The sequence below is a fragment of the Chryseobacterium sp. S90 genome, from assembly GCF_047444895.1.
In the GTDB taxonomy this organism is placed as follows: Bacteria; Bacteroidota; Bacteroidia; order Flavobacteriales; family Weeksellaceae; genus Chryseobacterium.
The window spans coordinates 1-23441 of record NZ_JBLGCX010000013.1; the positions used below are offsets into that span (position 1 = coordinate 1).

Below are 23441 nucleotides of genomic sequence, written 5' to 3' on the forward strand. Positions count from 1 at the left end.
TTGCCTGAAGATGTTGCGTATGGTAATTCTGTGAACATTATTGCAGGAGGTTTATCAAGAAATAAAGAAGTGAACCCTTATGTAGGAATCTCTGCTTCTTATGGTACTTTTACAAAGTTGGGATACTTTACTGTAAAAGGGCAGTTTGGACGTTTTTTTAATGAAGACAACCAAAATCGCGAGTCTTTCCGCGTGGATGGAACATACTTTACGAATCTTATGGATTGGAAATTTGCCAAAGCAAGACATTTTTTTTCTCCGACGATAGCTTTAGGGAATCCACAGCATAACTATTCTTATAAAGACAGGATCAATCTTTCTTCCACAGATGAATTTCCAGTTTACAATTCAGATTATATCGGGACTAAAAAACTGGTTTTAAGGTATCAGTTTCAATTGTTTATTAATAAAACTTGGAAGAATTTCCACTTCAGTCCTTACTTAACCACTGCAGTGGGATGGCTGGGAATGCCTGATGATAAGCTATTGAAAACAAAAGCAAATACAAAAATTGGTATTGGGGTATTGATTAATAATCCGTACCTGGTTTTCAACAGAATCCAGATTTCTTTCATGTATTATCCACGGGTTCCGTTTGATAATAACTCCGTTTTTGATTTTAACAGCAATAGAAATAATCTGTTACCAATGAATAATTTTGCAACAGATGTTCCTCATTTTGTGAACTTTGGGAATTGATGAAGTATTTTAAATTTCACCCATCACAAACATATTCTCCATGGTAGGCACTTTACTTCCGCCTTCTTTTTCAAGGGTAATGGCAAAAGCCTGAGCATTGGATATATTGGCCAATGCAATTCTGCTGTCCTTATCTTCGGTGTACATTCCTGCACTTACAGGCTGCCCGTCTTCGATGGCCCAAAGCTGATATTGCATTCCTGCAGGAGCTTTAGGAAGTTTTTCTGCATTCAGATAGACTTCTTTTGTTTTCTTATCCCAGAACACCATTGCTTTGGAATCCGGATGTTTTTCAACTCCCTTCAGCATGACCATCTGCATATCAGGATTGGAGAACATATCAATCTTACGGTTCATTTTTTTCATTGCCTGATCCTGGGCTTGCTTTTCTGCAGCCAGTAAAGCGATTTCCTTTTTATTGGACGATTGGCTATTCATCCAGAATAAATTGCCCGCAACACTGATCAGGAATAATACCGAAGCCGCTATTGCATAGGTTTTCCATTGTGTATTTTCCTTAATAATTACTCTTTCTGTAGCTTCTCTGTGATCTTTTGTTTCATGAATATTAGTAGAAACAGACGGAATTACCTCTTCAACAGTCTGTTCCTGCTGAATTTTATTCCAGATCTTAGATTTCAAATCGCTTGGAGGTGTTACAGCCTGAGCGGTAGCAAGATGTTCCAAAGTCTTTTGCGCTTCTTCAAAAGCTGCTTTTACTTCAGCATTATTCTTCATCACACACTCCAAAATCCCCGCTTCCTCAGGAGAAGCATGGCCAAGAATATAAGATTCTATAATTCCGGATGATATGTATTCTTTTGTGTTCAATTTATTTTATTGATAATCTTTTAGCAAATCTCTTAATTTCATCAGTGCATTACGCATTTTCGTTTTCACGGTTCCCAGCGGTATCTTCAGCTTTTCGGAGATTTCATGCTGGGTATATCCCTGATAGTAAGCAAGATCAATGAGTTCCTGCTTGTCCGTTTCCAGCCCTTCAAGCACATTGGTAAATCCGATATAGTCGGATGAATTATTAACCGTTGAAAGTTCTGTAGTATTATATACGAAATCCGGAAGTGGTTGGTTTTTAAGCTCATTCTGGAATCCTTTGGATTTTAAATAATCAATAGCCGTATTCCTTGCAATATTGATGATCCAGGTGTAAAACCTCCCTTTGGAAGCGTCGTACTGATGGATAGAGTTCCATATTTTAACAAAAACATCCTGAATCACTTCTTCAGTGTATTCTTTAGACTGAACAATTCGGAGAATGATTCCGTACAGCGCACCGGAATAGTGGTCATACAGATAATGAAAACCGGTTTCGTTTTTTTCTTTTAATAAAACGATAAGTTCCTCTTCCGAATAGGTTGTTTTAATAGCTTTTATTTTTCTGTTCAAATGTAACAAAATAAAACATATAGTCAATAAAATACAATCTATCTTTTATTTCGTACATGATTTTTAAGAAATCACTAAAAAATATTCAATATGAAAGTCTTGTTTCAAGCGCTGTACTTGTCTTTAGTATTGCTTTGCTCACTCATTTCTAGAAAAGGAAAGAGCTGTTTTTTTAATTGAAAATTCTTATCGTCTGAAAATCTATAAGAAACCGATTTGAAATAAGTTTTATATGTTTAATTTATTCTGAATGAAAAATAATTAACTGTAAATCAGTTTGTTAAAAATAATTTCATTTTTTTTCAATCTAAAATAAAACCAGCCTCGTAAATGACATTAAACACACAATTATTTATAATTAATTAAAAAATAACGTAATGAACACACAATCGAAAATCACAGTTTTAGCAATGGTTGCTTTATCATTTGCTTTTAGCGGGAAGGTAACGGCACAAATGATGAAAGAAAAAACAGTAATGGTAGGAGGAGCTGCCATGTATCCATCCAAAAATATTATTGAAAACGCAGTCAACTCCAAAGATCACAAAACACTTGTTGCCGCAGTGAAAGCTGCCGGCCTGGTAGAAACATTACAGGGAGCAGGACCTTTTACTGTATTGGCACCCACAGATGCTGCCTTTGCAAAACTTCCGAAAGGAACAGTGGAAAATCTTGTAAAACCTGAAAACAAAGCTACGCTTACCAGCATTTTGACTTACCATGTTTTGCCGGGAAAATACAGTGCAAAAGAAATCTGGGCTGCTGTAAAAGCCGGTAACGGAAAAAGCATGATGAAAACGGTGCAGGGAGAAGACCTTACTTTCTGGACTAAAGGAAAAGACCTTTACATAAAAGATGCAAAAGGAAACAGTGCTAAAGTGACTATTGCAGACGTGAACCAGTCTAACGGGGTAATTCATGTAATAGATACGGTTTTAATGCCATAACAATTTATAAGATTTCAGACAGCATATTTCAGTATGCTGTTTTTCTTCTTTTATCCTAACACTAAAAAAATAATAGTATGAAAAAGACAATTCAGGTTTCTAATCAGGGTGCTACCCTTGATACCAGCAGAAGAAACTTTTTAAAATTAAGTGGAGTAGGATTAGCCATCGCAGGCCTTACTATAATTGGCTGTGATGACAATGATGATTTTCAGATCATGGAGGAATCCAAATATGATTTGGGAACAGGTGATGTAGGAGTATTAAATTACGCCTACGCACTCGAACAGCTGGAAGCAGATTTCTATACCAAAGTGGTAAACAATTTCTATACGGGAATTTCCAGTATTGAAAAACAGGTTTTTACAGACCTCTACCATCATGAAGTAATTCACAGGGATTTCTTTAAAGCAGCCATCAGTGGTGCTACAGACCATGTGCTTCCCAAACTGGAGTTTCAGTATCCGAATGTGAATTTTAATGACCGTAATTCAGTTTTAGCTACAGCAAAAGCACTGGAAGACACTGGTGTGGCAGCTTATAATGGAGCCGGAAAATATATTTCCAATCCTGCTTATCTGGTAATTGCCGGCAAAATAGTTTCGGTGGAAGCCAGACATGCTTCTGCCATCAGAAATCTGATCAATCCGGGATCTGCTGATTTTTCGGGAGATGATGTGATAGATGCCAACGGACTTGACCTTGCAAAAGAGCCTAAAGATATTGTAATGGCTGCCGGAGCTTTTATCAAAACACCTTTTACCTGGAAGGAAAGAGGCATTAATTAATCATTCACCTTTAAAAATTACATTATGAATATTCTTAGATTACTGGATAAGCTTTCTTATGATAAATTTTTCACAACGGAAGCATCAAGACTGGAAACCATCACGAATATGTCATTATTCGGGAAAAAGGCAGCTACTGCAGCTGTACCGCTTGGATTGGGAACTTTAATGGCTACTTCTGCCAAAGCGGAAACTACGAAAACGAATTTAACAGGCTATGCTTTAAAAAGTACCCTGACCGATGCCTTACAATTGGCATTGGTTCTGGAATATCTTGAAAATGAATATTACAGCATAGGACTATCCACACCAGGATTGATTCCCACCGGAGACAGAACTGTTTTTATGCAGATCTCAAAACATGAATCAGCACACGTCAGTTTTCTGAAAAGTACACTGACTTCTCTGGGAACAACACCTGGAAGTAAGCCAACCTTTGACTTTACAGCCAGTGGAAATTTTTCACCTTTTACAGATTATAGCCAGTTTCTTATTCTTGCCCAGGCTTTTGAAGATACGGGAGTAAGAGCTTATAAAGGGCAGGCGGGAAATGTAATGTCCAATAAAGTGGTGCTTCAGGCAGCATTACAGATTCACTCTGTTGAAGCCAGACATGCTTCACAGGTAAGAAGAATGAGAGCTAATAAAGGGTGGATTGAGCTTGCAGACGGAGGAAGTATGCCATCCGCAACCAATCCTGTGTATGCCGGAGAAGACAATGTAAACCAGGCAGGTTATAATACAGGAACTTTATTTGGAGCGGCAGCCGGTTCTGCGGCTTATGATGAAATATTAAGTGGCAGCGATGCACAAACTATTGCTTCCCTGTTCATAGTTTAGTTGTGATTTGGATGATGATAAAGTGGTGTCCATTTCCGGAATTTTCCGGAAATGGATTTTTTTATATTCTATCGAATTGAAAATAAGTGTTTTAATGTAAGAAATTGGTTTTCCTTAATAAGATCTTTGAAGTACTGATGGAACAAAGTTGGGCAGGTATTGGTTTAAATAAAAAATCCCCAGTAAGTCCTGGGGATAAAAACTAATAACCATGAAACTCAAATTAATGAGATAATCAAGCCGCAAATGTATTGAAAAAAGATTCAAAGTCCCATTATTTTGAATTATTTTTTTCTGTTTTTTTAAAAAAAATTATGAAAAGTCTCAATGTTTGCCGACCGGAAGCATCTCAAAAAAATAAGATATTTTTAATTGTAGATAAATCTTAAAAAAAGATAAGCTGTACGCCTATCTTATATAACCACTGTTTAACATCCGTAATCCTCAGGTTTCCAGCGGTGAGTTAATATGAAATGTTATATTTTTAGATTAAAGGATGAGTTTTATTGTAGTCTTTTCAGCTGAGTGGTAAACTCCGTGTAATCTATACTGCCTACATTTTTATCAATTACTTTTCCGTCTTTTATGATAAAAGTTAATGGGATGGCACTATATCCCAACAGGCCATTTCCACCTAAAAAGGTTTTGATGGCATCCATATATTCCATATTCTGAAGGGTAATATCATTTATTGTATTCTTAGCGAGAAAAGTTTTTAATTTTTCAGGGTCCTCATCAATAGATAAAAAAACAAACTTTATGTTTGGATTCTCTTTACTTATTTTTTTGAAAGTAGGAATTTCCTGGATACAGGGTTTACACCATGTGGCCCAAACATTTACCACAACGATTCCGCCTTTATTCAGATATTCTTTTTGGAAATGGCTGTCTTCAATCTTTCTGGAGAATTTTGTTTTAAGCTGATTGACTATAGGAGGATCAACAGTACTTATTTTGATGAATTTTAATCCCAGAAAAATAACTGTTGCCGGAATAATTATCATTAGTATTATTTTTTTTATCATTTGTTTTTTTTTGCAAAACTAGGTAATTCTTTACTCTGATAAATGATCTAAATTGTAGATATTAAACTACAGGAATAGCAAATTAAATTGTCACAGATCAGATTTGATTATCATTTTATAAGTCTTATTTTTTTTATAATAAAGTAGATTAAATCTATTGAATTTATTTAATTCGATAGATTTTGTAAATTTTTAGAATTGAATTTATTGAGAAGGATTCAGGACATCAACGGTCTATATTTGCCCCACAATAAATAAGAAAATTATGAAAAAAAATGTGCTTTTAGCCGGGATTCTTATCACGTCTACACTGTATTCTCAACAACTGACAACTAATACGGGAAGTCCTGTAGGGGATAACCAAAATTCTAAAACGGTAGGAAATAACGGACCGGTTTTACTGGAAGATATTCATTTAATTGAGAAATTGGCAGCTTTCGACAGAGAAAGAATTCCTGAAAGAGTAGTACATGCGAGAGGGGCCGGAGCCATTGGTGAATTTGTTGCAGATGCTGATTTTTCAGAGGTTACCATGGCTGATTTTTTATCAAAAGCAGGAAAGAAAACGCCCGTATTGGTAAGGTTTTCTACAGTGGTGCATCAGCAGGGATCTCCGGAAACTTTCAGAGATCCGAGAGGATTTGCGGTTAAATTTTATACTGATCAGGGAAATTATGATTTAGTGGGTAATAATCTACCAGTATTCTTCATCAGGGATGCCATGAAATTTCCTGATATGGTTCATGCTTTTAAACCCTCTCCGGTTACCAATAACGCTTCTGATAATAACAGAGTTTTTGATTTTATGGCTAATATTCCGGAAGCTACACACATGCTGACCTGGTTATTTTCAGATTACGGAATCCCTGCCAACTATAGGGAAATGCAGGGAAATGGAGTACATGCTTTCAAATGGGTCAATGCAAAAGGAGAAGTAACCTATGTGAAGTATAAATGGGTTCCTCAGCAAGGCGAAAAGAATCTTACCCAGGAAGAAGCCAATAAAATTCAATCTACACAGATAGAACATGCTACGAGAGATTTGTACAATGCTATTCAGAATAAAAACTTTCCGAAATGGGATTTGTACGTACAGATGCTGAAGAAAGAGGACTTTGAAAAGCTTGATTTCAATCCGGTAGATGTGACCAAAATTTGGCCGGAATCTATTGCAAAACCGGTAAAAGCAGGAACTATGACTCTTAATCAGAATCCGACGAACTATTTTCAGCAGGTAGAGCAGGCTGCTTTTTCTCCCGGAACTCTTGTGCCGGGAATTGAGCCGTCAGAAGATAAACTGCTACAGGGAAGACTGTTCTCTTATTTTGATACGCAGAGACACAGGATTGGAGGGAACTTCCAGCAATTGCCAGTTAATGCATCAAAGAATGAAGTGACAACATATAATCAAAACGGGTACATGTCTGTGAGACCTCAAAGTGGTGAAGTCAATTACCAGCCTTCTGCAGGTAAACCGGAAGTGACCGATAACAAAAAATTCAAATATTCTCAGACTGTTTTCCCTGCAGGTACATCATCTGTACAGGCGAAAATAGATAAGGAAAATAACTTTAAACAGGCCGGAGAACTATACAGGTCTTTCTCTAAAAAGGATCAGGATAACCTGATTAAAAACCTTGGAGATGCTTTGAACAGCGTTACCAATAAAAAAGTAGTGGCTAAAATGATCTCTTACTTTTATCAGGCAGATTCAGAATATGGAAAACGTTTGGCACAATATGTTAAAATGGACCGCCAGCAGCTGGAATCTTTATTATCTTCAAAATAAGAATAATGAAATATTTTATTTCCGCTTTCATTCTGTTTTTTACGATTGGCAGAATGAGCGCACAAGACATCTTTTCGTATGCAAAGACAGGTAATGCAGAAGCCTTGTCTCAATTTAAAAAAGATATTGATTCTAAAAACACAGAAGGCTATACTCCCTTAATTTTAGCTGTATATCATAATCATTACAAAACTGCCCAATGGCTGCTTGAAAACGGAGCTAAACCTGATCTGCAGGATCAAAGTGGTAATACAGCATTAATGGGTGCTGCTTTTAAAGGATACAAAGAAATGGTTTCATTACTCATTTCCTTTAAAGCGGATATAAATGCCAGAAATTACAATGATGCAACAGCCCTGATCTATGCCACAGTTTTTGGCAGAACAGAAATCCTGAAAGTACTCTTAGAAAAAGGGGCTGATAAGAATATAAAGGATAACAGAGGAAACACCGCTCTGCAGCATGCTCTGATGCAGAATAATGAAGAAGCTGTAAAATTGCTTCAAAGACAGTCAGTAATCAGATAATACAATTGATTTGCTGATTAAAAATAAAAATGCCTAATATCAATCTGATATTGGGCATTTTGTTTGGGTATTACATCTTAGTGTTTATTAAAATACGAGTGATTATTTGTATTTGTGTGCCTTATTTTTATCTCCTAACCGTACAAGATCTACTGTGTTTTTGATGTTCAGTTTTTTGTAGACCCTTGCTTTGTAGGTGCTTACTGTTGAAAGGTGCAGGTTCAGTTCATTCGAGATCTCAATATTACCGTATCCTTTTATTAATAAATCAAATATTTCCTTTTCTCTTTCGGATAAAGCTTCTATCGGGTTGACAGGAGTGTCTTTTTTAGCGGAAGAGACCAGCTTTTTAACAATATCCGGAGAATAATAAGTTCCTGTTTCAAAGATGCTTTCCACTGCTTCCAGGATATTGTTTTCATCACATAATTTATTAATGTATCCATCTGCCCCTTCAATGATATACTGTACTGCAATATCATTGTCATACACTGAAAATACAAGAATTTTAAGATCCGGCTGTATTTTTTTTACTTCACCAATCATGCTCAGATATTTACTCTCCGGCATATTGATATCCAGGATCAATAAGTCGAATTTCTCAATGAGTAACTGATCTGTCAAATCTGTATAAGATTCCGCGTAAGAAATCTTCACATCTTTGTAGTGGGATTCCAAAATAAGGGTGGTTCCCAATCTCACCACAAAATGATCATCCGCAATAATAATTTTTCTATCCATATTTTTGTTTTTTTATTTTAATTGATACTATTGTTCCATGTGGAGTATTGTTTTTAAAGTCTATTTTACCGTTGATCATCATGAGTAATTGAAGAATAAGATGCAGCCCCAGACTGTACTTTTGTAAAATGAGTTTTTCATTTTCAATATTATTCTGAAGCTTTTCATAATACTTCATCTGTTCCATACTCATTCCTTTTCCTGTATCTCTTACTTCCAGAAAAAAGATGCTGTCATCTTCAATGGTGGACAGTTCTATGGTTCCGTTTGTTGTGTTTTTTATCGCATTATCTATTAAATTATGAATAATTACCGCTACTACATTCTGATTGATCTGGGAGTAAGTAGGGTTTTTAACATGATTAATGATTTTCGTATTTTGTTCTCTGGCAGCTCCTTCAAAAAGAGTTTTTTTGGATTCAATAACTTCGTAAATATTATAAGTTTCCTTTTTTTCGGAAATGTTATAAATCTCGGCGTATTCTTTCAGGGTTTTTACAAAGTTGTAGAACTCTATAGAAGATTTATAAAAGCTTTCAAAATGCTTTTTTTGTATATAATGATCGTGCTCATCTGTTTCATACAATTTCTTTGCCGCAATAGACAGATATTTGATAGGAGTGATAATGTCATGGCTTATCGTCTCCAGTAATTTTTTCTGCTGAACACTTTCTTTTCGGAGCTGTTCCTTTGTATACTCCAGTTTTGAAACAGTTTTTAATAATTTCTGCGTTCTTATTTCAATGATTTTTTCCAGTTCTCTTTTTTTCAGTTCCTGTCTTCTTATCCGTAGCTTGACTAGCTTTAATAAGATGAGTGATACAATTAAAATGATGAAAAACTTAAAAAGTAATGTTTGATAGAACAGATATTTTACATCAATATTTAATGTTTTGTAAATGTATTTTCCTTTTGGAGAGGCTAATACTCTTACGATAAGCTGATATTTTCCGGGCTCCAGATTGGTGATGTAGTATTTCCCGTCGCTGTTTACTTTTTCCCATTTCTCATTTTTAGAACCTTTCAGTTTGGCTTCAATTACAAGGTTTACCCGGTTGGCATAATAAGGTACATCTACTAGGATTAAAGCTTTATAAAAATTGTTTTCCAGATTGATGGTATTCTCTTTTATACTGCTTTTCGAATCATAAAATACCACACGTTCTATAAAGAAATTCTTCGGATAATAACTTCTGATCTTGTTAGGATTAAAAAATACCAGTCCTTTTATAGAAGGCAGCACAAAGCTTCCATTTTGAAGCACTGCCGCACTTGGAGAACACCCTCCGTTGAACTCATTCGTATTGAATCCGTCTTCTTTACTGTACCTGTAATAATATACAGGAGATTTTTTATCTCTGGAATAGTTCAGAAGATTGTTTTTCAGCACCTGGAACAGTCCGTTGTTGGTGCTGATCCAGAAAAATCCTTTTTTATCTTCCAGAATCGTATGCGAAAATAAAAGGTAGCCGTCCTTGTCGTCAGGCATTCTGATTAATTCTTTGTTTTTGTAAAGGAAAAAACCGTTTCCCTGGGTCATAATCCAAAAGTTACCATCATGGGTTTTTACAATTTCCCTTACATTCAACGGTTTTGAAGATATTTTTTTAGGTGTAAAATAGGGTGCTTCTATGGAATATAAGGCATCTCTGGTCCCTATAAGCCATTTATTCCGACCATATTCCTGCACAGAGGTTACAATATTGAAGACGGAAAATTGCAAAAAAGACTTTTTGAAGCTGGCATCCTTATAAAAAACCAGTTGAGATCTTAGCGAAGGCTGATGAAATACTACCACATAATAATCTTTGATATTCCAAACGTAAGAAACTGTTTTCCCGAAATTCAGCTGTTCTTTTTTCGAATAATCGATGTCTCTGAGATAGCGCAGCAAAGACTGATCTTTTTGAACAATGATGTTTTTTTTGTTATCACACAATAAAAAATATCTGCTGGTGGTATTGAAATGATATTGTTTTAGCAATCCGTTTTCGTTATAAACGTCTCCTGATGAGGTGATTACTTTATCCTTTCCGAAAGGCAGCGGGGAATAAAAAATATTATCATGAGATCTGTCGGATTTGTTGACAACATGGAAGTTGTTGAATTTAATGACATTCAGACCGTCAGATAAGGTTCCCAGATAGAGCTTATTATTGCTCTCATCGTGGTAAATGGAAGATAAAGAGTTTTTATTCAGATCATAAGTTGCAATTTTTTTTACATTGATCTCATTGTGATCATACAGTACTTTATATAAAACGTGATTATGAATGATGAAGGACTGATTGTTGATCTGACTCCAGTATATTTTAGCATTCTTTTGAAAAAATACATCAGGGGCGTCCAGATAAGTTACTTTTCCGGAGAATATTTTAATGATCTTTTTTAACTTCCTGGAGGTGATAAAAATGTTTTGTCCAAAACAGAATGTATCCAGTATATAGTTCTGATGCAGTCCTTTGATGGGGGCTATGTTTTGGTGTTTATACTGAATAGTCCCATCGTTGGCAAGGTGATAGTAGTTGTTTTTGTCAAAATAAATAAAATATTTTAAATGTTCTACCTCTTCTGATAAACTGTTTTTAAAAAAAATGGAATGTGATCTGCTTTCACTCAATACTTTTCGGATGCAGCTGGTCTGTTTCTGTAAAACATTTACATTTCTTTTGGAGAGTAAAATGGTATTCTCATTGTATGCCGTTAAATTATAAATAGAGTCTTTTTCCGCATGTCCAAAAAAGATGGTGAACCTGTTATTTTTAAGATTAAGATGATTAAAGGTTACAAAATTATATCCGTCGTAACGCACAAGTCCGTTCTCTGTACTCAGCCAGATAAATCCATATTTGTCTTTGGTAATATCCTTCACACTATTCTGCGGAAGCCCGTTGTCTGTATCATACCATACAGAAGCTATCTCCTGACTATAACAGAGTTGCACACAGAATAATAGAAAAAATATATGGGTTTTGCAGGACATCATTATGGGTAGGAAATTATGTTTGTGTTTTTAATAGAAATAGTGAATTATTATTATAAAGTTATGAAAAATTAATGGCCAGCAAAAGTATACAATGTCATTTTTAAACTACACAGTATTAAATTTAAAATTACAATCATGGCTATCTATTTTTACAATAATTATTTTACCAGCCGTACAGGTTATCTGATCTTTGTCCCAACAATTTATTACCTGATTTAACAATGAATGTTAAATATGTTCCCACGTATTTTAAGTGAAATTTCAAGGTGGTTTATACAGGGGAGACTTAGATCTCCTCTGTTAAAATTCAGGTAGTCAATAAGCAAATGAATGTCAGAAAAAAATAAACCAAAGGTTATGAAAAATAGAAAAATTACATCCTTAGCAGTGGTAATGCTTGGACTATCCATTACCGTATCTGGACAAACCGGAAATGTAGGAATCAATACGACTTCTCCTACAAAAACATTAGATATCAATGGAGAATTACGTACCCGTACACTACCTATAATTCCCGGAGGAACTCCTGTGGTTGCTGATGCAAACGGAAATATTGGAATATTCAAGCCGGTAAATCCCAACGATTTTATTGTATATAATTTGGATAGTAATATCAGACAGAATGATTCCAGGAATGTAGCTTTGACTTCGATAAGAAATAATGCTCAAAACGGAGGTTCTCCTCAGATTGACGCCAGTAATTGCTGGGTAGTTCCCAATTCTACAATTGGGTTGAAATTTCCTGCAAGCTCTATACGAAGAGGTACTGTATCCTGGGGATTATGGTTTGAGATGAATTACGCTGATTTAGGTCCGTTTTCTCAAACTTCCATTGAAGGTGGAACAGGAAAGATTAAAGTTCCTGTATTGTTCAATAGTAGAGCATACGCAAGACTTTATAAAAAAACAGGACCTGGAGTTAACGATTGGACGGAACAAAATACCGTAACTGTGGTAATGCAGACATCGCAGATTTCACCGTATTTCTTTGACGCAGCAAATTTAGACAGCTCAGGTAATCCATATGCTACAGGAGGTGCTACCAATGCCAATTACAGATATTTTCTTTATGCCAATTACAGTGTAGGTGATGGAACAGGGATTAGTATTGATCCGGATTCTGAATACAAAGTAGAATTACTATACGGAATTGAAAACTTATCTTCCCGTGCTAACATTACCGATACTGCTTTTTTACAAAACTGGGGAGTACAGTCTACAGGATATAGTTTTTACAAGAATTAAATTTTTAATTACATTTTAGAATGAGCGGAGTAGCAATATTCCGCCATTTGAATTCAGATTACTTTTTATAGAAAACAATATATTAACATAGCAATCTTCACAATTTGAGAGTTCAATGAAAATAAACAATAAGAAAAAAGTAATGAATCATATGATTTTTTTGCTCGTGGTAATTGTATTGCTTTTTGGAACTATTATTACGCTTAGGTTCTTTGATTATCATTTACTTTCAATGTTGTTTGTTTTTATTACTCTCTTGGTATTGCTATATGGGAAATTAAAAAACAGATTTATATTCGAATATGAAAACTCGGGGGAAATCCTTTCCATAAAAAGTTATCAATGGCTTTCAAGATGTAAAAAACCTCGTTTTGAAATGCCGCACAGAAAAATCTTAAATATTGAAATCAAGGAAGGCATTTTAAAAAAATATCTGGTTATTCTGTTCTCAGGTTCTTCGGAAAAGGTTTTAAGAATGGACATTGATATTACCTTTTGCAATGAAAATCAGGTGAATTTACTTTTCAAAGATATTACGAAAAATATGACTATGAAAGATGATGAGCTTATTTCCGACAGGAGATAATGGTGTTTTGAACAGTAAATAAATTAATATAGGATGGAAAATTTAAAAGATATTCATATCGGAGATCTGCTGTATAAAAGAGTAAAAGAAAAAGAAGTAGAAATAAACAGAATCTGTAAATTTCTGCAGAAAACAGAAAAGGAAGTTACAGAAATGTATTCTCAGAAGTCTGTAGGTGCAGATATACTTTTAAAGTGGTGTAAACTGCTTGAATATGATTTTTTCCGGCTGTACTCTAATCATTTGATTTTATATGCTCCCGCTTCAAGCCCCAATAAAAAAGAGAAACAGTCCCAGCTGCCTCAATTCAGGAAAAATTTATATACCAAGGAGATTATAGATTTTATGCTGGAACTCCTGGAGAATAAGCAGATGACGACTTTAGAAATTATGACTCAATACAGAATTCCAAAATCAACGCTCAATAAATGGATAAGCAAATACAGATCATAAATATCGGACCCAATTATAAACAGATTTATCATGATTTTATAGAAGCAAAATGTCCTGATAAAAGAGAATTTGTCAAAGGGTTTTTATCTAAGGACACGCTGTCTGTATCCGATGTGTTGAAAATTAATAATATTATTTTTTTTGATGGATCATCCGAAAGCCAGAAATTTAAATCCTATGATAAACAGGCTATTTTCGAAATCCTCCACTATCAAAAAGCACACAGATTAAATAACACCCAATTGGCCAGTCATTTTAAGCTGAGCCGAAATACGGTGACTAAATGGAAACGTACATTTTTAATATAATTTAATATAAAGAGAAGAACACATTTTCCACTAAAGCAATGTTGTTTATAATTTTGTTTTTTTCTAAGTTTTAGAGTATATCTGACTGCAGGTATGCTCTTTTTTATGATAATATTGAGTCGTATTTTATTTACAATACCTGAGATTTCTTTTTACATAATATGCTTAGAATGTTTACAAGATCTGTTTTGTCTTTTTTCTTAATTATCAGACCTTTGGAGACACACTAAAGATTAAAATTAAATCCCTGATTGCATTTAATTATTATCGGTTCTAAAGACTAAGGATGAAATATCTAGAGAGATCATTTTCTTTCTAGGTATTTCATTTCTGTTTTAAATATTTTCTTTTTAATTAAAAATAAAAAACCTTCCTTACCAAAAAGCAAGGAAGATCTTCAATCAAAACGCTATAAGAACATTCTGATAACTACACTACAACATCTATCTTCACATTGATATTTCCACGGGTTGCTTTTGAATAAGGACATGTCGCATGTGCTGTTTCCACAACTTTTCTGGCTTCATCTACGGGGAGACCCGGTAAAATGATCTGTAAATGAGCCTGTAGGAAAAATCCGTCTTCATTGGTCGCCAGATCTATTGAGGCATTGACAGACAGGTCCGAAGGAAGCGTAATTCTCATTTTAACAGCACCCAGATGCATCGCTCCGATAAAACATGCCGACCATCCTGCTGCTAATAACTGTTCCGGATTCGTTCCGTTTCCTTTGGTACCGGGAGACGTCAACTCAATGTTCAGTTTTCCGTCACTGCTTTTAGCTTCTCCGTTACGTCCTCCGGTTACTACAACGTTACCGGAATACAACACTTTATTAATGTTTACTACTGTTGTATTTTCTACTTCCTGAATGGTATTTAATTCCATATTTTTATTATTTAGATTGAACAATATTGTTGATTTGATCTGTTATTAAAGTTTTTTTCTTAGATCTTTGAAAGCAGCTCTGAGTTCTTCCGTAAAGACCTGTGGCTGCTCCCAGGCTGCAAAATGTCCTCCTTTTGGCGCTTTATGATAATAATATAAGGTAGGGTAGGCACGTTTTGACCAGCTTTCCGGAGCCTGATAAATCTCGTGAGGAAATACAGAGATCGCTACAGGAACTTTAATATCTTTTGTTTTCTGTGCATCAGCGCTGAAGTTATTTTTATTGTTTTCCCAATAGAAACGCGAAGATGATGCTCCTGTGTTGGTAAGCCAGTAAAGTGTAATATCATCCAATATTGCATCACGGCCGATTACATTTTCAGGATGCAGGTCACTTTCACTCCATTCAGCAATCTTCTCGTAAAGGAATGCTGCTAATGCAGTTGGAGAATCGGAAAGTAAATATCCTGTCGTCTGTGGACGTGTTACCATCATTCCTCCATACGCTGCATTTCTTCCAAAGAAAGTACTCATCGCATTATATGCCTGTGTTTCTGGAGCGGAAAGTCCGGAAGGAGCAGGATCACCTGCATTGATGGGTTTTACAAGTTCAGCAGGAATAGTAGCCGGCATGGTAAGATGAATTCCCAAAAGGCCGGAAGGAGCTTGCTTTGCCAAGGCATCAGATATTACAGAACCATGGTCTCCACCTTCAGAAACATATTTTTTGTAACCAAGTCTTTTCATCAGTACGTCCCAGGCGCGGGCAACACGGTCCGGATTCCAGCCCAATTCAGTAGGGATTTCTGAAAAACCATACCCGGGAATCGCTGGAATAATCACATCAAAAGCATCACTTGCTTTTCCTCCATACTTTACAGGATCGGTCAGAGGATCTATGGCATCAATAAATTCTAAAGGAGAACCCGGCCAGCCATGAGTAAGGATCACGGGCATTGCATTAGACTCTTTTGAACGAACATGAATGAACTGAATATCAAGACCATCAATATTTGTTACAAATTGCGGAAGGGCATTCAATTTATTTTCCACTTTTCGCCAGTCATAACCATTCCCCCAATAGGTAATCAGTTCTTGTAACTGAGCGAGCTGAATTCCCTGAGAAGCATCTTTTACTGTCTCTTTATCAGGAAAACGCGTCTCTGAAATTCTTCTTTTGAGCTCATCCAGCTGAGATTGTGGAATATTGATGTGAAAAGGACGGATACTTGTGTCAGATTTTGACGAAGTCGTCTGGGGATTATTAGCTTGCGCTTTTAAAATTGAAGGAGTACTTAGAATAAAAGTTGCTGCTAACAGGATGGTTGAAATTGTTGTTTTCATTGCTTTATTGTTTTAATTTTTAAATCTGTTTTTCTTTTTGATGAGACAAAATTAGGTGCTGAAAAGCGGGTGGTAAACGGATAATATGTTCAAACAGCCATATTTTGCAGCGAAATAGACATTGCAGGAGGTGAACAGGAAAATGAGATATGGAACAGTAAATCTGAGTAAATTAACTGGGGTTTTCAATCCAAAAAAGGATAAAAAATAAGCTCCGTTCTTTTAAAGACGGAGCTTATTTTATGATAGTATTGTTGTGAAAATTATCCGTGAGCTTCTACGGATACCTCATTCCATTCTTCCCAGACTTTTAGTCGTTGTTCATAATTCTGTTTTACAAAAGGAAGAGCTACTTTTCCAAGTAATAAACGCAATGGAGGATTTTCAGTTTCCGCTAATTTGATAAGTGCCGGTGCTGTAGCTTCTACACTTCCGAAAGAGGTTTCAGCTTCAGAAAAAGCTTTTTTAAGACCATCATAAACAGGATTGCTTTGAGTATTAATTCCTGTATGCCAGATATTGGAAGCATAGCCATTAGGTTCTACCAAAGTAACATGAATTCCGAATTCTTTTACTTCCGTAGCTAACGTTTCACTTAACCCTTCTAATGCGAATTTAGAAGCATTGTATAGTCCCATCGTTGGTAAAGTGGCTAATCCCAGAATAGAAGAGACCTGAATAATATGACCATTTTTCTGATCTCTCATGATAGGAAGTACTGCCTGTGTCAGCCACAGAGTTCCAAAGAAATTCGTTTCAAATTGTGCTCTGGCTTCCTGCTCATTCGTTTCTTCAATAGCTCCCGTTAATGCATATCCTGCATTATTGATCAGGATATCAATGCTTCCAAAGTGCTGTTGTACTTTCTGAGCTACAGCCAAAGATTCTTCCCGCTTGTCTACATCTAAGGTTAAAGGCAATACAGAATCTCCATACTTATCTTTTAAATCATTAAGGGTTTCAACGTTTCTGGCTGTTGCTGCCACGTTATATCCTTTTGCTAAAAATGCTTCTGCCCATGCTTTTCCGAAACCTTTTGATGCTCCTGTAATTAAAACTGTTTTTAACATTGTTTTGTTTTTTAATTAATTGTTATGATTATACTTTTTATAAAGTTTTATATTAAATTTATATGACCGATCGGTCATGTTTTTGATAAAAAAAATTACACTCTGTTTTCCTCAATCATTTTTTTCAGGCTGTTTCCGATAACCTCCATTCTGTCATTGTTACCAGACATTCTCGACATTAAGTGACCTCCTTCAAGCATGGCAAAAAGAACGGTTGCAAAATCCGACGGGCTCCAGTCTGCTCTGAATTCTTTATTGGCAATTCCCTTCTCGATAATACCGGTAAGTAATTTCTGTCCCTGTTTAATCGCACGGTTTACCTTTTCTTTGACTATAGGATTGGTGTCATCAGCTTCCATTCCAAAATTTAATAGAGGACAGCCTCCAACAACCGGGGGATGATTGGGATCACTAAAAAAATCAATATAAGCTAATAATTGTTCTTCAGCAGTTTTATGGCCACTCAAAACTCTTTGAAGTCCGTCAGTTAATAGTTTCATATTATGTTCAACGGCAGCGCAGGCAAGAACGTCCTTATTTTCAAAATGAACATACATACTGCCTTTAGACAACTTGGTCGCTTCCATAATATCACTCATAGAAGTAGCTGCAATCCCTTTTGTATTAAAAATAGGTGCTGCTTTTTCTATAATGAACTGTCTGGTTTCTTCCCCTTTTGCCATGATGAGTTTAAATAATGATGCAAATATATGACCGATTGGTCATAAAAACAAAGTCTTTTTAACTTTTTTTTGCTGTCTGTTTTTAAAATACTGTAAGTCAGTGTTTTAATTTTTTTTTATAAACTCGCCAGCAAAATAAAATTTCACTTGAGAATATTAAATTGAGCCGGAATACGATTTCAAAATGGAAAAACTGTTTTTTGATGTAAGGTCTTATGATACTTCAAAAATTGTTGCACTCGTTATTTTATCATTGCTGATAATGGTTTATATCTTTTTTTTAATCATAAATTTGCCTTGGTAAAAGGAATTATGAAGAAACTGGAGATCAAAAAAAATATTCAGAAGCAGGAAGATAAAAATCTGTCTTTCCGGGTTTTTGATTTGAATAACGATCATTTGGATCACTATGCAAAACCCCATAAAAAGGATCACTTTTGCATTTTTATTGTAGAACAGGGAAAACTTCAGATTTATATTGAAGATAAGGTTCATTGGATAAAAGCAGGAAAAATCTCTGTGATATTTCCGGAGCAGGTACATTGTGTTGCGCAGTCAAGTGAAGATCTGATCGGGAAAATTATTCTGTTTGAGGAAATTCTGTTTTGTTCGGATATTCTGAAGAATGAGCTGAGTACTTATAATGTCAATCTTTCTACACAGCTCAACTGCACAATACTTTCCCGTGAGGATTTTGAACAAAGCATACACAACATTTCAATCATTCAAGAAATTTATGAACAGCCAACCCTTATAAAGAAAGAACAGGCAAGATTTTATATCAAAATTATTCTTCTTGGGCTTATTGAGTCCATTCACGGTTTACATCCTGTTTTACATGAAAAAACAACGGACCAGCCTGTCTATGTAAAGTTTAAAAAGCTGTTGAATGAGCATTACAAACAATACAGAACCGTTCAGTATTATGCAGAAGAATTGGCTATTACGACTAAAAAGTTAAACTCTATTACTAAAAAACATTGCGGAGAGACCGCCATTCAGGCAATACACAACCGCATTTTAACGGAAATTAAACGACAGCTGATGTTTTCCGATCTTTCCCATAAAGAAATTGCTTTCGATCTTGGTTTTAATTCTCCTTCTGCTCTTAATAAATTTGTAAAAGCAAAACTCAAAGAAACTCCCACCGAACTTCAGCAGGAATTGGCGCAAATGTATAACGCATAGTCCCGTTTGTATAACAGGGCTTGTGAGGGCTTGTCTAATTTTGTCTTATTAAAATCAGATAAGAAAATGAGCAAATTATTTATTGCAGGCGAAGTCTTCCATGGTGAGGGAAGTCTTGACGAATTAAAAAATATTCAGGGAAAAAAAGCCGTTATTGTAACAGGTGGAAGTTCCATGAGAAAAAGCGGAACTCTTGACAAAGCGGTAGCGTACCTTAATGAAGCAGGAATCGAAACACAGATTTTTGAAGGGGTAGAAGAAGATCCTTCATCAGCAACATGTCTGAAAGGTGCAGAGGTAATGAATACATTTCAACCTGACTGGATTATCGGTTTAGGAGGATGTTCAGCAATTGATGCTGCAAAAATCATGTGGGTATTTTACGAATATCCTGAAGTGGAATTTGATGCTTTGATTAAACCTTTCACAGTACCGGTTCTGAGAAATAAAGCTAAATTTATCGCTATTCCTTCTACAAGTGGAACTGGAACTGAAACTACTGGTCTTGCGGTAATTACCGATAGAGAAAAAGGAGTGAAATATCCTGTTGTTTCTTACGAATTGACACCGGATATCGCGATTATTGATGGAGAAATATGTGCTTCAATGCCAGCTCACGTGACGTCCAATACAGGACTTGATGCTTTAACACACTGTGTGGAAGCTTATGTCTCAAATATTGATAATAATATTGCTGATGCCTTGTCTAAAGGTGGTTTAGAGATTGTTTTTGATAATTTAAAAGAAGCAGTAGAAAATCCGGGGAATATCCAGGCTCGTCAGAATATGCATGATGCATCATTTATGGCTGGTTTAGCCTTCAACAATGCATGGCTGGGAATTGTACACTCTTTGTCTCATCAGGTAGGAGCCTTGTATGGAATTCCTCATGGAGCTTCAAACGCTATTTTTCTTCCGAATGTGATCCGTTACAATGCCCTGGCTACAGAACGCTATCCAGATCTGGCGAGAGTAATCGGAAAAGAAACTACTGAAGAACTGGCTCAGGCTATTGAAACATTACGTTCCGAAGTCAACAATCAGTCAGCGATCAAAGATTTCGGAATTTCAAGAGAAGATTGGGATAAAAACCTTGATTATATTGCAGCTAATGCTTTGGCAGATCCTTGCACAGGCTTCAACCCGAGAGTTCCTGTTTTGGAAGAACTGAAAGCTATATACAATGCTTGTTATGAAGGTGTTGTGTATGCAGAAGAAGTTGTTGCAGGATAGTCTTTATCATTCAATAATATTGTGATACCCTAGTGGTAGTAATGATATAGTAAAAAGAGAGCTCAATTTGAGTTCTCTTTTTATTTAATGTTAGAAAAAAATATCACTGCTTACTTGTAAGTAATTTGCCGTATATTAGTTTTATTATATTGTTAATCAATATGATATTGTAATTGAGTAAATCCAGGAACCATGAACTTGAAAGTGTTTATAATAAGTAGAGTTTTTCTTTTAACAATATGCGGTCTGATTCAGATTCAATTGTTAAGTGCACAGGAGAATCTTCCTGTAAGAACACAATTGAAAAAGATTATTCACTCTGAAATACTAGATGAAAACAGGACATTATGGATTAATCTTCCGTCTGATTATACTGAAAGTGATCGGATATATCCAGTGATTTATCTGTTGGATCCGGACCTGAATTTTGCTTACGTAAGCGAACTGGAAAAATTTCTTTCTGACCGTTACAGAATTCCTAAATCAATTGTGGTAGGAATTGTAAATACGGATCGGGTAAGAGATTTTACTCCTATACATTCAGTTACATTTCATGGCAAAGTCGACAATAGCCTGAGTACCACCGGAGGCGCAAAAAAATTTCTGAACTTTCTGAAAACGGAAGCTATTCCGTTTATAAAGAATAATTTTCGGGTTGCTCCCTATTATATTCTGGAAGGTCACTCACTGGGAGGTTTGTTTGCGCTTTACTGTAAAAAAGAAGACCCTGAACTTTTTCAGTCATATATCATTATCAGTCCTGCAATATACGATGGAAATTCAGAAATACTAAAACAGTTTCCTGATGCATTGAATAACAATAACAATAACAATAACAATAACAATAACAAGGTCAGCTATCTGCAGCTTTCTATAGGCGATGAGCCTGATGGGAGAGAACCTTTAAATACTTTGCATGAACAGCTTAAAAAATATGCGCCAAAGTCTTTAAAATGGGATTTTAAAACCTACATGAATGAAGATCATTTTTCAATTGGATACCAAAGTATGTATGACGGGCTTAGGTTTATCTATTCAAAATGGTTTATTAATCCAAGAGATTCCTCTGCAATACGATCATTTTCTGATATTAAAACACATTATGATTTTCTTTCCAGGGAATTTGGATATACTATTGTTCCTGATGAAGATTTTATCAATGATTCAGGATACCAAAGGTTAAATAATGGGGATTTTCAGCATGCAATAGAAATTTTCACAGAAAATGTGAAGGAAAATCCCAAGTCTGCTAATGCATATGATAGTTTAGGAGAAGCTTATATGAAAAGCGGTAACAATAGACTGGCTATTGAAAATTATGAAAAGTCAGTTCAGTTAAATCCACAAAACGATAATGCTGTGAAGATTTTGCAGGAATTGAAAAGGAAATAATCTTCCCTGACTTTGCATTAAAAAGCAGAAACTTTTGGTGTTTCTGCTCTTTTTTAGTTATTTAATGATAATCTTAATGCTTTCTTTCTGCTTATTTTCATAAAGAATACTGATTACGTAAGCTCCTTTACTATATGTTGAAAAATCTATTTTCATATCATGAACATGAAGGTTTTTCCAATCGGCAATTTTTCTTTGCGCCATATCATAAATAATAACGTCTTTCATTTTTTCTTTACTGCTGATACAACAAAAGTCTGTAACAGGATTGGGATAAAATGTAAGCTCGGGCTTTATGTTAGAATTCATCGTTCCGAGCGAAGCAATACTGATTATTTTCGTAAAGGTTTCTAAGCAGGAATTTTTATTGACAGTAAGGGTAACCGTATAATTTCCTGGAGAAGTATACTGATGAAAAGGATTCAGGGAAGAATCTGTAATGCCGTCTCCAAAATTCCATAATACTGAAGTCTGATTGGCAGAATGATTGGTGAAGTTTACCGTTGTTCCATTGATTACTGCTGTAAAATCTGCATGAAGATGGAATGCGTTGCTGTTCCATTGTGCAGAATTATTGAAAAAAACCTGATCCGCAATATGCTGAAAATTTTCGGCAGTGTTCTGTGGTAATCCGTTATAAAAAGTAGATGGAAAGACATGATCCTGGAAAATTGCTGAATATACAGAAGCTGCCACAAGATAACTTCCTTTCGGTCCCGGATGAATGTCATTGTATGATCCGTGAAGAGCAAGATCCTGAGTAGTATTGTAATAATTCCTTGCAGATTCACCGGCAGGAACCATTTCCACCTGCATTAGATTAGACATCTTAGTAATGGAATCCTTTATTTTTTGCTGAATAGTAAAATAGGTGTTGTATTCATTGGCAGAAGGGACGCCATAAGGAATTTCATAGAGAAATATTTTAGAACACGGACTGTATTTTCGGATAGAATCCCTGATCTTGCGGCCGCGTTCAGCGGTAATAGCCACAGGAAAGGAGTAACCTGGGGATTCAGCACTTCCGGGCTGCAGGATAACATATTTGTAATTTTTAGATCTTATTTTCTGATACAATGATGCATCATCAACGTGATTTACAAAACCGGTTCCTCCCGGAGTATGTGTTGTTATGGAAACATTTTTTCCTTTTGAAGCTGCTATATTTTTAAATATTTCAGGCATGTCATTAAAGTACGTGATACTGTTTCCTATAAACAGAACCTCATCGGATTGGGCGAATGATAACATTGAAAATCCAATACATATTAAAAAGAGTAGTTTTTTTATCATATATTATTT

General features: G+C 35.4%; 22 protein-coding genes and 1 pseudogene. 13 read left to right on the forward strand and 10 right to left on the reverse strand.

All coding sequences use genetic code 11. The features are described 5' to 3' along the window. Positions 1–699, forward strand: a pseudogene (locus ACLMCG_RS22475) (hypothetical protein); the annotation flags it as partial. A gap of 9 nt (positions 700–708) precedes the next feature. On the opposite strand, the gene ACLMCG_RS22480 reads toward ACLMCG_RS22475, so the two are convergent. Beyond that, positions 709–1530 (reverse strand): anti-sigma factor domain-containing protein, encoded by an 822-nt coding sequence (locus ACLMCG_RS22480; RefSeq protein ID WP_413961360.1) that lies wholly within the window; start codon positions 1528–1530, stop codon positions 709–711. Positions 1531–1536: 6 nt separating this feature from the next. Beyond that, on the reverse strand, positions 1537–2106 hold the full coding sequence (locus ACLMCG_RS22485; protein ID WP_223600975.1) for an RNA polymerase sigma factor: 570 nt from the start codon (positions 2104–2106) through the stop codon (positions 1537–1539). A gap of 377 nt (positions 2107–2483) precedes the next feature. Here ACLMCG_RS22485 and ACLMCG_RS22490 point away from each other — a divergent pair, with 377 nt between their 5' ends. From ACLMCG_RS22490 to ACLMCG_RS22500, 3 genes are all read left to right on the forward strand, one after another. Continuing rightward, positions 2484–3053 (forward strand): fasciclin domain-containing protein, encoded by a 570-nt coding sequence (locus ACLMCG_RS22490; RefSeq protein WP_142718148.1) that lies wholly within the window; start codon positions 2484–2486, stop codon positions 3051–3053. Between the two features lie 77 nt (positions 3054–3130). Beyond that, the gene (locus ACLMCG_RS22495; protein WP_142718147.1) at positions 3131–3841 is read left to right on the forward strand and encodes a ferritin-like domain-containing protein; all 711 of its coding nucleotides are present in this window, start codon (positions 3131–3133) and stop codon (positions 3839–3841) included. 24 nt (positions 3842–3865) lie between these two features. Beyond that, on the forward strand, positions 3866–4681 hold the full coding sequence (locus ACLMCG_RS22500; RefSeq protein ID WP_223600974.1) for a ferritin-like domain-containing protein: 816 nt from the start codon (positions 3866–3868) through the stop codon (positions 4679–4681). A 503-nt stretch (positions 4682–5184) separates the two neighbouring features. Here ACLMCG_RS22500 and ACLMCG_RS22505 read toward each other — a convergent pair. Then, on the reverse strand, positions 5185–5685 hold the full coding sequence (locus tag ACLMCG_RS22505) for a TlpA family protein disulfide reductase (RefSeq protein WP_413961361.1): 501 nt from the start codon (positions 5683–5685) through the stop codon (positions 5185–5187). Between the two features lie 286 nt (positions 5686–5971). On the opposite strand from ACLMCG_RS22505, the gene ACLMCG_RS22510 reads away from it, so the two are divergent. Together ACLMCG_RS22510 and ACLMCG_RS22515 are read left to right on the forward strand one after the other, a co-directional pair. Beyond that, positions 5972–7495 carry a catalase gene (locus ACLMCG_RS22510; RefSeq protein ID WP_413961362.1) on the forward strand — a complete coding sequence of 508 codons (1524 nt, stop codon included), beginning with the start codon at positions 5972–5974 and terminating at the stop codon, positions 7493–7495. Positions 7496–7500: 5 nt separating this feature from the next. Further along, positions 7501–8022 carry an ankyrin repeat domain-containing protein gene (locus tag ACLMCG_RS22515; protein ID WP_413961363.1) on the forward strand — a complete coding sequence of 174 codons (522 nt, stop codon included), beginning with the start codon at positions 7501–7503 and terminating at the stop codon, positions 8020–8022. 102 nt (positions 8023–8124) lie between these two features. Here the strand turns inward: ACLMCG_RS22515 and ACLMCG_RS22520 are convergent, their stop codons facing one another. Next, positions 8125–8763: a response regulator gene (locus ACLMCG_RS22520; RefSeq protein WP_413961364.1), complete on the reverse strand. Its 639-nt coding sequence runs from the start codon at positions 8761–8763 to the stop codon at positions 8125–8127. After that, positions 8756–11707, reverse strand: coding sequence for a two-component regulator propeller domain-containing protein (locus tag ACLMCG_RS22525; RefSeq protein ID WP_413961365.1), 2952 nt, complete (start codon positions 11705–11707; stop codon positions 8756–8758). Before ACLMCG_RS22525 ends, ACLMCG_RS22520 begins: the two co-directional genes overlap by 8 nt. 399 nt (positions 11708–12106) lie before the next feature. On the opposite strand from ACLMCG_RS22525, the gene ACLMCG_RS22530 reads away from it, so the two are divergent. From ACLMCG_RS22530 to ACLMCG_RS22545, 4 genes are all read left to right on the forward strand, one after another. Next, positions 12107–12994, forward strand: a complete 888-nt coding sequence (locus ACLMCG_RS22530; RefSeq protein ID WP_413961366.1) for a hypothetical protein — start codon at positions 12107–12109, stop codon at positions 12992–12994. 115 nt (positions 12995–13109) lie between these two features. Next, the gene (locus ACLMCG_RS22535; protein WP_413961367.1) at positions 13110–13580 is read left to right on the forward strand and encodes a hypothetical protein; all 471 of its coding nucleotides are present in this window, start codon (positions 13110–13112) and stop codon (positions 13578–13580) included. Between the two features lie 33 nt (positions 13581–13613). Then, on the forward strand, positions 13614–14033 hold the full coding sequence (locus ACLMCG_RS22540; protein WP_413961368.1) for a transposase: 420 nt from the start codon (positions 13614–13616) through the stop codon (positions 14031–14033). Beyond that, positions 14009–14341 (forward strand): helix-turn-helix domain-containing protein, encoded by a 333-nt coding sequence (locus tag ACLMCG_RS22545; RefSeq protein WP_413961369.1) that lies wholly within the window; start codon positions 14009–14011, stop codon positions 14339–14341. The genes ACLMCG_RS22540 and ACLMCG_RS22545 overlap by 25 nt, the downstream gene beginning before the upstream one ends. A gap of 429 nt (positions 14342–14770) precedes the next feature. Here ACLMCG_RS22545 and ACLMCG_RS22550 read toward each other — a convergent pair whose 3' ends face one another. The 4 genes from ACLMCG_RS22550 to ACLMCG_RS22565 form a co-directional block, all read right to left on the reverse strand. Continuing rightward, entirely contained in the window at positions 14771–15229 is a 459-nt protein-coding gene (locus ACLMCG_RS22550) for an organic hydroperoxide resistance protein (RefSeq protein ID WP_413961370.1), read from the reverse strand. 45 nt (positions 15230–15274) lie between these two features. Continuing rightward, positions 15275–16573 (reverse strand): epoxide hydrolase family protein, encoded by a 1299-nt coding sequence (locus ACLMCG_RS22555; RefSeq protein WP_413961371.1) that lies wholly within the window; start codon positions 16571–16573, stop codon positions 15275–15277. A 263-nt stretch (positions 16574–16836) separates the two neighbouring features. Continuing rightward, complete coding sequence (locus tag ACLMCG_RS22560; protein WP_413961372.1) at positions 16837–17643, reverse strand: SDR family NAD(P)-dependent oxidoreductase; 807 nt, start codon at positions 17641–17643, stop codon at positions 16837–16839. Between the two features lie 95 nt (positions 17644–17738). Continuing rightward, positions 17739–18326, reverse strand: coding sequence for a TetR/AcrR family transcriptional regulator (locus tag ACLMCG_RS22565; RefSeq protein WP_413961373.1), 588 nt, complete (start codon positions 18324–18326; stop codon positions 17739–17741). Positions 18327–18638: 312 nt separating this feature from the next. On the opposite strand from ACLMCG_RS22565, the gene ACLMCG_RS22570 reads away from it, so the two are divergent. From ACLMCG_RS22570 to ACLMCG_RS22580, 3 genes are all read left to right on the forward strand, one after another. Beyond that, positions 18639–19514: an AraC family transcriptional regulator gene (locus tag ACLMCG_RS22570; protein ID WP_413961374.1), complete on the forward strand. Its 876-nt coding sequence runs from the start codon at positions 18639–18641 to the stop codon at positions 19512–19514. Positions 19515–19580: 66 nt separating this feature from the next. Then, on the forward strand, positions 19581–20747 hold the full coding sequence (locus tag ACLMCG_RS22575; protein WP_413961375.1) for an iron-containing alcohol dehydrogenase: 1167 nt from the start codon (positions 19581–19583) through the stop codon (positions 20745–20747). 192 nt (positions 20748–20939) lie between these two features. Next, positions 20940–22139 carry an alpha/beta hydrolase-fold protein gene (locus ACLMCG_RS22580; RefSeq protein WP_413961376.1) on the forward strand — a complete coding sequence of 400 codons (1200 nt, stop codon included), beginning with the start codon at positions 20940–20942 and terminating at the stop codon, positions 22137–22139. 57 nt (positions 22140–22196) lie between these two features. Here the strand turns inward: ACLMCG_RS22580 and ACLMCG_RS22585 are convergent, their stop codons facing one another. Continuing rightward, entirely contained in the window at positions 22197–23432 is a 1236-nt protein-coding gene (locus ACLMCG_RS22585; protein WP_413961377.1) for a PKD domain-containing protein, read from the reverse strand. Between the last annotated feature and the right edge of the window lie 9 nt (positions 23433–23441).